Origin of the sequence: Corynebacterium sp. CCUG 65737 (genome assembly GCF_024454115.1) — a bacterium.
Lineage (GTDB): Bacteria > Actinomycetota > Actinomycetes > Mycobacteriales > Mycobacteriaceae > Corynebacterium > Corynebacterium genitalium.
On sequence record NZ_JAGPZB010000005.1, the window covers coordinates 150,480 to 159,483 of the forward strand.

The following is a 9,004-nucleotide window of genomic DNA, read 5'->3' on the forward strand; positions in this document are numbered from 1 at the left end:
ATTCGTTGACAGATTGTTGGGTTTATACAACACTTGATTGTGTGGCAGCACGAAAAGAACCGAAGAGTCCGATTTTCAATCGGGTTCGCGTACTGAGGACTGAGCGCGACATGTCGCGCAACCAACTCGCGGAACTCATCGACGTGAACCCGCAGACCATCGGCGCTTTGGAGCGCGGCGACCACTCCCCCAGCCTCGACCTCGCATTCCGAATCTGTGAGGTCTTTGAGCTCCCGGTCGAAGCGGTTTTTTCGCGCAATGAATTCGCCCCTATGTCGAAGGAGCTATACCAGCGATGACTTCCATATCAAGACAGAACCGAGCATCACTTCCCGGCTCGAAAAGAGTACGCAACCAGAAAGCGACGCGTGCTCTCATCGCGGTTTACTTCGCTGGCCTGATCGTTGCGGCGCTACTGTTCGGCATCTCACTGATCGCAGAACTGGATTCGTGGCCGTTCTCGCTGTCGTACATCGTTGCCATGCTCCTCTCCATGGCCGCGTGGACCTATATCCGCGGGGCTAACGACAGCAAGGACCGGTTACCAGATTCGCAGCTCGATGAATACGAGCGCGACATCTTCGCTACATGGCGTCAACGCGCGTTCAAGGCGTATTCCGCGCTCACTTTCGTGGGCGGGGCTGGGTTTCTCCTGTATGCGAACTTCATCGCTGACTCTGCTAATAGTGCCGCTTACGAAACGGCCGGCCTGTACATGGTGTTCACCTACCTGTTTGTGGCCACCCTGCCGATGATCGGTTTCGCTGCCACCATCAACCGCGATCACCCTGAAGACCAGCCAGTGGAGGAATAATGACCACGTTAGAGATAAAGGACTTGCACAAAAGCTATGGCGACGTCACCGCGCTCGACGGCATGACTTTCGGTGTCGGTGACGGCGAGATTTACGGTTTCGTCGGCTCCAACGGTGCCGGCAAGTCCACCACAATGCGCATCGCGCTCGGCGTGCTCGAGGCCGATTCCGGTGAAGTCCTCCTCGACGGCACCCCGCTTGACGACGCCACGCGGCGCCGCATTGGCTACATGCCCGAAGAGCGCGGCCTGTACGGCAAGGAGAAAGTCCTCGACCAGCTGGTCTTTTTGGCTCAGCTCCACGGTGTCGACCGAGCCGCCGCGAAAAAGCGCGGCGAGGACCTGCTAGGCGAGCTCGGCCTGGGCGAGCGTGTGAACGACAAGCTTGACGATCTCTCGCTGGGCAACCAGCAGCGCGTCCAGCTCGCCGCAAGCTTGATCCACGACCCGGACATCCTCATCCTCGACGAGCCGTTCTCCGGCCTCGACCCCGTCGCTGTGGACGTCATGAGCACCATGCTCACCGACCGCGCCCGCAATGGTGTCCCCGTCGTTTTCTCATCCCACCAGCTCGACCTCGTCCAGCGCCTGTGCGACCGCGTCGGCATCGTCACCCGCGGCCGCATGGTCGCCGAAGGCACAGTCGACGAGCTGCGCACCCACGGCCCGATCCGCTACAAGGTCGGCACCACGGCCCGCGGATGGTTCCCGGAGGGCACGACGCTTATCGACGACGCCGCGAACCACGTCATCCTCGAGACCTCTTCCACCGGCGACGACCAGCGCATCCTGCACGCTGCCCTTGCCGCCGGCGATGTCCATGAATTCACCCGTGTCGTCCCCGACCTGACCGACCTGTTCAAGGAGGTTGTGAAATAATGACCACGAGCACCTATTCCCCGCTCCACACCGTCCTCACCACCGCTAAGCGCGAGATCCAGATTCTGTTCAGCAAGAAATCCGTGATCATCACCCTGGTCATCATGCTCGTGGCCATTCTCGCAGCCGTCGGTTTCGCGTCCTGGCAGAAGGATAAGGACCCAGAGGACAAAGCCACGCCGGTGGCGGTAGTCAACGTCGATAAGCAGACGCTCGAGGGGTCCGGCCTTGAGGCCCGCGATGTTGCCGACCGCGCGGAAGCCGAGAACCTCGTGCGTGACGGTGATGTCGATGCCGCGCTCGTCGCTGAAAACGACACTTGGCAGGTCATCTCCGACGGTCTTCCCGACACTTCCGTGATGACCACCGTGGATGCCCTCGCCGAGTCCTATTCACAAGCCGCCGCGCTGGAACAGCTGGGCATTTCACCCACCGACTTCCAGTCCGCCTCCCCAGAGATCAACGTCGAAGCAGTAAACATTGCCAATATCGACGAAGGCAAAGACGATGCTGCTTCCGAACAGGACTTCGCACGCCTGCTCACCGCATTCATCTTGCTCATGCTCATCGTGTTCATGGTGATCACCTTCGCCGCGCAGGTGGGCAGCCGCGTGACGGAGGAGAAGTCCTCCCGCGTCGTCGAGCTCGTCCTCGCTGCCGTCCGTCCGCTGGACTTCCTGGCCGGGAAGATCCTGGGCAACCTCGTCTTCGGCTTCATCTCCACCGCGATCTTGCTCGGCGCTGGTTTCGCCGCGCTGCAGTTCACAGGTCTGCTGGAAGATATCAGCATCGAATGGTCCATCCTGCCCATCATGCTCGTGACCTACCTACTGGCCATGCTCTTCTTCGCCGGCCTCTACGCCGCTGCCGGCGCGATGGTCCAGCGCACTGAAGACCTCCAGTCCACACAGATGCCCGTCCTGCTGCTGATCATTGTCAGCGCCTACATTCCGGCATTCGGCTGGATGGCCACAGACGCCACCTGGATGCAGGTGGCCAGCTGGATCCCGCCGGTATCCATCTTCGCCGCACCACTGTCGTACGCGGCCGGCGACTTCACCGCACTTCAGCTCACGGGCTCCCTCGCCCTGGCTGCCGTAGCGACCGTGGTCGTCGTCTGGATCGCCGCGCGCATTTACCGCCGCACCATCCTCAACAACGGCCAAACCACCAAGTGGTCGGAGGCACTGCGGGGCTAGCTTCCTATCTGGATCTGTTCCGTGCGCCTTAGAGGTGCCGGGACGGGTCCATTTTTTGATGGAGCACGCGAATCACAATCACGCCTCGATCATCGAGACGATAGATGATCATGTGACTGCCTGCGGCCCGTTGACGGTACCCAGAAATCCCCGGCACTAGCTTCCCCGAAGTCGGTTGATCGGCAATCCAGGCAAATTGCCTTTCCAAGGTTCGCAAATAGCGCTCCGCCTGTGCTGGCCCCCATTGAGTTTCGGCATAGGACCAGATTCCCCGCAGGTCCTCAACGGCTTCTTCCTTAAGCCGGTATGTCATTGCCACGCTTCATTTTTTCTATGAACTTATTGAAATCAAAGTCCTCTGCGAGACCAGACTCCTCCCCCTTCTGGATCTCACGACGCAGGACCTCTAGCCGCTGCTCGTAGTCCTCAATCATGCGGAGGCCAGCGCGGATCACTTCACTGGACGTTGCATAGCGTCCACTTGCCACCATCTGAGCGATGAATTCCTCATAGTGCGGCCCAAGGGTTACGGACGTGTTCTTAGCCATGCACCAATAGTACCAATTTTAGGTATCCGCTCCGTGTCTACCGCCGGGGACCCCTAACCCTGCCAGCACTACGCTAGTACCAGGCAGGCATAATGTCCCGTATGCCTTTAGGTGACGGCCCGCTCATCGTTCAGTCCGACAAGACTGTCCTCCTCGACGTCGCGCATCCGGAAGCTGCGCAGGCGCGTGCGGCGATTGCGCCGTTCGCGGAGCTCGAGCGCGCACCGGAGCACGTGCACACCTACCGCATCACCCCACTGGCGTTGTGGAACGCCCGCGCAGCCGGTTTCGACGCGGAGCAGGCCGTGGACGTCCTCGAGCGCTTCTCTCGCTTCCCCGTTCCCCAGGCCTTGCTGATCGACGTCGCCGAGACCATGGCCCGCTACGGCCGCATCCGCCTGATCAAGCATCCGGCCCACGGCCTCATCCTCGAAGCCGATGAGGAAACGATCCTCACCGAGATCCAGCGCAATAAGAAGATCAAACCCATGCTGGGCGCTCCGATCGACGCTACGACGGCTCCCGTTCACCCCTCCGAACGCGGCCGGATCAAGCAGGAGTTGACCAAGCTCGGCTGGCCTGTGGACGACCGCGCCGGCTACGTCGACGGCGAATCCCACCCAATCGAGCTCAACCACGACGGCTGGGAGCTGCGCGATTATCAGCAATACGCCACCGAGTCATTCTGGGAGGGCGGCTCCGGCGTCGTGGTGCTGCCCTGCGGAGCAGGCAAAACGATCGTCGGTGCGGCATCCATGGCGCAGGCGCAGACAACCACGTTAATCCTAGTCACCAACACGGTCGCTGGACGGCAGTGGCGCGATGAACTGTTGCGCCGCACCACGCTCACGCCAGAGGAGATCGGCGAGTATTCCGGCGAGCGCAAGGAGATCCGCCCTGTCACCATTGCCACATACCAGGTGGTCACACGCAAAACACAGGGCGAGTACAAGGCTTTGGAGCTGTTCGACTCTCGCGACTGGGGCCTGATCATCTACGACGAGGTCCACCTCCTCCCCGCCCCTGTCTTCCGCATGGCGGCGGATCTCCAGTCGCGCCGCAGGCTCGGCCTGACCGCCACGCTCGTGCGTGAGGACGGCCGCGAGGACGACGTGTTCTCCCTCATCGGCCCGAAGCGGTACGACGCCCCGTGGAAAGAGCTCGAGATGGCCGGCTACATTGCCACCGCCGAATGCGTCGAGGTCCGCACGGCACTCAGCTCCGAGGAAAAGATGGTGTACGCCACCGCCGAGACCCGCGAAAGGTACCGGGTGGCGGCGTGTAGTGAGGGGAAGCTGGGTGTCGTCGATAAGCTTCTTGCGCAACACGATGGCGAGCAGATCCTCATTATTGGGGCGTTCATCGAACAGCTCGAAGAGATCGCCGCACGCACAGGCGCACCGCTTATCGACGGCAAAACATCGACCACCCAACGCGAATCCTTCTTCGACGCGTTCCGGAGTGGCGAGCTGCGCACGCTGGTGGTCTCGAAGGTGGCGAACTTCTCCATCGATTTGCCGGAAGCAGCCGTGGGCATTCAAGTCTCCGGCACCTTCGGATCGCGCCAAGAAGAGGCGCAGCGGCTGGGGCGGCTGCTCCGGCCGAAAGAAGACGGCAAAGAGGCGCTGTTCTACACCATCGTCGCGCGCGACACTCTCGACGCCGAGTACGCCGCGCGCCGCCAGCGATTCCTCGCGGAACAGGGCTACGCCTACCGGCTTGTCGACGCCGCCGACCTCTGACCAGCACACATCGCGCGACCGTTTATCCTTGAAGAATGCACTTCCACTTCGACGTCGACGAGGCCTTTGCCAAGCAGCACAACGAAATGCTCCGGGACACCCGCAAGGCAGTCATCTCCGGTGTTTCACTGTTTGTCATCTGTCTTATCGCGGGCCTGCTCGTCTGGTTCTTGGTGGATCCGGCTTCGCCGTGGCGATGGGTCGGCGGACTCGGCCTGATCTTTTTCGGGTTGATGATGCTGCTCGTCGCGTTTCTGGTTCCCCGTTCTGTCGGCTCGGCCCAGGACCTGTATGACCGCTATCCGCTCGTACCGGCGGTGATCGCTGAGGTCAACCCCCGCGACAGCGTCATCATGGCGCTTGTGAACATCAACGTCGACGAGAACCAGCCACCGACGTACGCGGCGGCGCTGCGGACCGTGACCGCGATCCCTGGGATGGATACCCCCAAAAAAGGCATGAAGCTACCGGCCGTGGCTGTCGGCGGACGGCGCACGACACGCGACACGGAGCACTTCCAAGAGGTGAGCCCGATGCCGATCGCGTGGGCGACGCCGGATGCGGATGTCGTCGATAAGGCGCGCGAAGCGATCCCGCAGGACCAGTGGCAGAAACTCGAAAAGGCCCGCAAGCGCTACAGCGAGGTCAAAGAGACCCCCTACAACCTGCTTGTTCTCTGATTTCCCCGCGAGAGCGCTACCCCGCCTTTCAGGAAAGCTCCAAAGTCCTGCAAGATTGTTCATTTTGAATTTAGGCTCGGGAAACCTCGGGTTAGGGCGGCATGCCCACAGTGGATAGTGACCACTCCGACAACAACATGCCGAAGGTTCTCACGTGTTCACCAAATCCAAGTATTTCAAAACCATTGCGATCGTTTCCGGTTCCGCACTGTTCATCACCGCTTGCACCGCGGAGAATGAGAACGGCGAGAACGTAGCTGAAGAAACCGCTACCGCCACCGAAACCGATGTCGAGGAAGTCGACCCAGTCTACGGCGAAAAGAACGGCCTGGACCTGATTGAGCTGCAGGACGACAAGCCTGAGGTCGCTGAGGTCGAGGTTGACAATGAGCCTGACCGTATTGCCATGAACCTCATGGAGGACACCTCCACTGAGATGGGCTTCAACTGGTACACCAAGGACGACCTCGATGACTCCATGCTGCTCGTCTCCGAGCAGGAGGACATGTCCGAAGCCATGGAGTTCCCGGCCGAGGCTACAGAGGTGACCAACCGCTACGCCGAGCGCGATAAGGACGGCTACTTCATCTACTCCGCCGCGACCTTCGACGAAGAGGGCGACATGCTTGTCGACGATGAAGGCAACCCCGAAGAGGTCGAGGGTTACTTCACCGACGAGCAGATCGACCGCGAGAACACGAAGTGGACCGCTGACGGTTCCAAGCTCGCACACCTTGCGCTTGTCGACGTCAAGGAGCACTCCAACAAGGCGACCGCCACCGGCCTTGAGCCCAACAAGACCTACTACTTCCAGGTCGGTTCCGAGTCTGAGGGGTACTCCGAGACCGGTACGTTCACCACCTCGAACCCGGATGAGGAGAGCTTCCAATTCATCCACTACACCGACACCCAGAACGCCTACTGGAACGAGCATGTGAACAACGAGGCGGCGTACGGCGCCAACACCTTGGAGAAGGCCATGGAGGTCGCTCCGGACGCCAACTTCGCGCTCCACACCGGTGACTTCGTCGAGACCGCAGCCGTCGAGGACGAGTGGGTCGACAACCTCAACGCGTCCCGCGAAGCGAACATCAAGCTGCCGCACGCCTACACCCCGGGTAACCACGATGAGTACAACCTGCGTTGGGAAGAGGGCGTTCACGAGACCGCCTTCAACGAGCACACCAACGTGCCCGTCACCAACGACAAGGTCGACGGCGGCTCCTACTACTCCTTCGACTACTCCGGTGCACACTTCGTGGTGATGAACACCAACGACAACAAGGAGTCTGACGACAACCCGGACGAGGGTGCAGTCGGCCGCGAGCAGATGGAGTGGGCGAAGGAGGACATCCGCAAGGCCCGCGAGAACGGTGCGAACTGGATCATCCTGGCCTACCACAAGCCGGTCTACTCCGCGTCCTACCACTCCCTGCAGGACGAGGACGTCCAGGTCACCCGTGAGGAGTTCGTCCAGATGGCTGACGAGCTTGATGTCGACCTGGTTCTCCAGGGCCACGACCACAACCTGACCCGCACGAAGTCGCTGACTTATAGCCCGGACAACTTCTCCTACGGCGAGGTCGAAGACACCGAGAAGCGTGAGATCGACGGCGTTGAGCACCACGTCAACCCGGACGGCGTCACCTACGTCATTCCGAACACCTCGGGCACCAAGACCTACGACGCGATCTACCAGAAGGGCGCTGACCACGTTCACAAGGTCCGCGAGAAGCTCGACTGGATGACCGAGGAGGACGTCGACACCTGGAACGATCTCTTCGATGTCGCTGAGCAACCGGAGAAGACTCCGAAGTTCGACCACAAGCACGACAACTACCGCCAGTCGACGATCCAGAGCTTCGCCGTCTACACCGTCACCGAGAAGGAATTCAAGATCGACTTCTACCAGGTCGAGGGTGACCTGCACAACGGTGAGGACCGCGAGGTCAAGCTGTACAACTCCTACGGCATCACTAAGGAGTAAATGCTCGCAGGTGGCTGATCACCTAGCCGCGTGAGACAAGAAAAGCCGGGCATAAGCCCGGCTTTTCGCATTGCTATCTGCTCACGCTTCTAGATGAACTGGCGAATGAGCGCAATGACCGCGACAACAACGATGACACCCTTGAGGAAGCGGTTGGAGACCCGCTTAGCAATGCGGGCGCCGACCAGTCCGCCAATGACACCGCCGGCCGCGAGGATGAGAACACCGAGCCATAGAACCTCAGCTCCAAAGAAGAGGTAGGCGATGAGGTACACCAGTGCCGCGACGGTGTTGACGATCATGGATAGGAAATTCTTCACCGGGTTGACGTCCTTGAACGACCTACCAGTGCCCACGCCCATGACAGCCAAGTAGATAATGCCTTGAGCCGCGGTGAAAAATCCGCCGTAGACGGACGCTAGACCCATCGCTCCGACGAGGCCAGGCTTCTTGTACGCCTCCCCCACAGGCTCGTCGCTTTCCGCCTGTACCTCGGCATTACGGGTCTCAGAATCCTTGCCCACACGCGCAAGCGTGTCGACGATCCGCTGCTGGAACACCACCAACAGTAATGCCACAACGATGAGAATGGGAATAACGAAGTCGAGCGCACGGGTCGGTGTGAACAATAACAGCAACGAGCCCGACGCCGCGCCAATAATGGTCATGATGATCAGTGGGCGCAGCCACGGCATCTCACGCTTCGTCTCGTGGCGGAAGCCCCACGCCGAGCCGAAAGACGCGAACATCAGGCCGATCGTGTTGGTGCGTACCGCCACACCGGGTGGCACGCCCATGGCGAGAAGCACCGGGAGCGTGAGCAGCGAGCCCGAACCCACAGCGGAGTTGATAATGCCCGCCATGATGCCCATGAAGAACAGCAGAATCGAGGGTAGAACGTCCACGGAAACCTCCCAGCAGGCAAACTATCAAGCCCTTGCATCGTACGTCACCAGGGAAGATGCGGCGAAATTGAGCGGCGTGGTTTCGTTGGATGGGGTGCATCCGGAACGCAGCGCTATACCGTCTTTGGGCATGTGAAAAGCGCCCTGGGCACGGTGTGTGTCCAGGGCGCTGTGTGTATTGAGTTGTTTTTGTTGTTGTTGGTCGGCGGTAACTTACTCTCCCACACCCTCCCGGGTGCAGTACCATCAGC

Annotated in this window: 10 protein-coding genes; 7 read left to right on the forward strand and 3 right to left on the reverse strand. The window is 60.5% G+C overall.

Annotated elements, in window-relative coordinates; genetic code table 11:
- Positions 1-41: 41 nt before the first annotated feature.
- From KBX17_RS05920 to KBX17_RS05935, 4 genes are read left to right on the forward strand one after another with little or no spacing between them, the layout of a single operon-like run.
- The gene (locus KBX17_RS05920; protein ID WP_255995779.1) at positions 42-299 is read left to right on the forward strand and encodes a helix-turn-helix transcriptional regulator; all 258 of its coding nucleotides are present in this window, start codon (positions 42-44) and stop codon (positions 297-299) included.
- Complete coding sequence (locus KBX17_RS05925; RefSeq protein WP_255995780.1) at positions 296-814, forward strand: hypothetical protein; 519 nt, start codon at positions 296-298, stop codon at positions 812-814. The genes KBX17_RS05920 and KBX17_RS05925 overlap by 4 nt, the downstream gene beginning before the upstream one ends.
- Positions 814-1,692 (forward strand): ABC transporter ATP-binding protein, encoded by an 879-nt coding sequence (locus tag KBX17_RS05930; protein ID WP_255995781.1) that lies wholly within the window; start codon positions 814-816, stop codon positions 1,690-1,692. The genes KBX17_RS05925 and KBX17_RS05930 overlap by 1 nt, the downstream gene beginning before the upstream one ends.
- Positions 1,692-2,891, forward strand: a complete 1,200-nt coding sequence (locus KBX17_RS05935; RefSeq protein ID WP_256018911.1) for an ABC transporter permease — start codon at positions 1,692-1,694, stop codon at positions 2,889-2,891. The genes KBX17_RS05930 and KBX17_RS05935 overlap by 1 nt, the downstream gene beginning before the upstream one ends.
- A gap of 28 nt (positions 2,892-2,919) precedes the next feature.
- Here the strand turns inward: KBX17_RS05935 and KBX17_RS05940 are convergent, their stop codons facing one another.
- Complete coding sequence (locus tag KBX17_RS05940; RefSeq protein WP_005291483.1) at positions 2,920-3,204, reverse strand: type II toxin-antitoxin system RelE/ParE family toxin; 285 nt, start codon at positions 3,202-3,204, stop codon at positions 2,920-2,922.
- Positions 3,188-3,439 carry a type II toxin-antitoxin system ParD family antitoxin gene (locus KBX17_RS05945; RefSeq protein ID WP_005291485.1) on the reverse strand — a complete coding sequence of 84 codons (252 nt, stop codon included), beginning with the start codon at positions 3,437-3,439 and terminating at the stop codon, positions 3,188-3,190. Before KBX17_RS05945 ends, KBX17_RS05940 begins: the two co-directional genes overlap by 17 nt.
- Before the next feature lie 101 nt (positions 3,440-3,540).
- Here KBX17_RS05945 and KBX17_RS05950 point away from each other — a divergent pair, with 101 nt between their 5' ends.
- The 3 genes from KBX17_RS05950 (at position 3,541) to KBX17_RS05960 (ending at position 7,848) form a co-directional block, all read left to right on the forward strand.
- Entirely contained in the window at positions 3,541-5,181 is a 1,641-nt protein-coding gene (locus tag KBX17_RS05950; protein WP_256018912.1) for a DNA repair helicase XPB, read from the forward strand.
- A 35-nt stretch (positions 5,182-5,216) separates the two neighbouring features.
- Entirely contained in the window at positions 5,217-5,861 is a 645-nt protein-coding gene (locus KBX17_RS05955) for a DUF3239 domain-containing protein (protein WP_005291489.1), read from the forward strand.
- Between the two features lie 154 nt (positions 5,862-6,015).
- Complete coding sequence (locus KBX17_RS05960; protein WP_256018913.1) at positions 6,016-7,848, forward strand: metallophosphoesterase family protein; 1,833 nt, start codon at positions 6,016-6,018, stop codon at positions 7,846-7,848.
- A gap of 89 nt (positions 7,849-7,937) precedes the next feature.
- Here KBX17_RS05960 and KBX17_RS05965 read toward each other — a convergent pair whose 3' ends face one another.
- Positions 7,938-8,753 carry a sulfite exporter TauE/SafE family protein gene (locus KBX17_RS05965; RefSeq protein ID WP_255995788.1) on the reverse strand — a complete coding sequence of 272 codons (816 nt, stop codon included), beginning with the start codon at positions 8,751-8,753 and terminating at the stop codon, positions 7,938-7,940.
- Between the last annotated feature and the right edge of the window lie 251 nt (positions 8,754-9,004).

What these genes read in the sequence shown, in the direction of transcription:
- KBX17_RS05945 (WP_005291485.1), bottom strand. Translation starts at nt 3,439, where the DNA reads ATGGCTAAGAACACGTCCGTAACCCTTGGGCCGCACTATGAGGAATTC.
- KBX17_RS05925 (WP_255995780.1), top strand. Translation starts at nt 296, where the DNA reads ATGACTTCCATATCAAGACAGAACCGAGCATCACTTCCCGGCTCGAAA.
- KBX17_RS05955 (WP_005291489.1), top strand. Translation starts at nt 5,217, where the DNA reads ATGCACTTCCACTTCGACGTCGACGAGGCCTTTGCCAAGCAGCACAAC.
- KBX17_RS05930 (WP_255995781.1), top strand. Translation starts at nt 814, where the DNA reads ATGACCACGTTAGAGATAAAGGACTTGCACAAAAGCTATGGCGACGTC.
- KBX17_RS05950 (WP_256018912.1), top strand. Translation starts at nt 3,541, where the DNA reads ATGCCTTTAGGTGACGGCCCGCTCATCGTTCAGTCCGACAAGACTGTC.
- KBX17_RS05940 (WP_005291483.1), bottom strand. Translation starts at nt 3,204, where the DNA reads ATGACATACCGGCTTAAGGAAGAAGCCGTTGAGGACCTGCGGGGAATC.
- KBX17_RS05935 (WP_256018911.1), top strand. Translation starts at nt 1,692, where the DNA reads ATGACCACGAGCACCTATTCCCCGCTCCACACCGTCCTCACCACCGCT.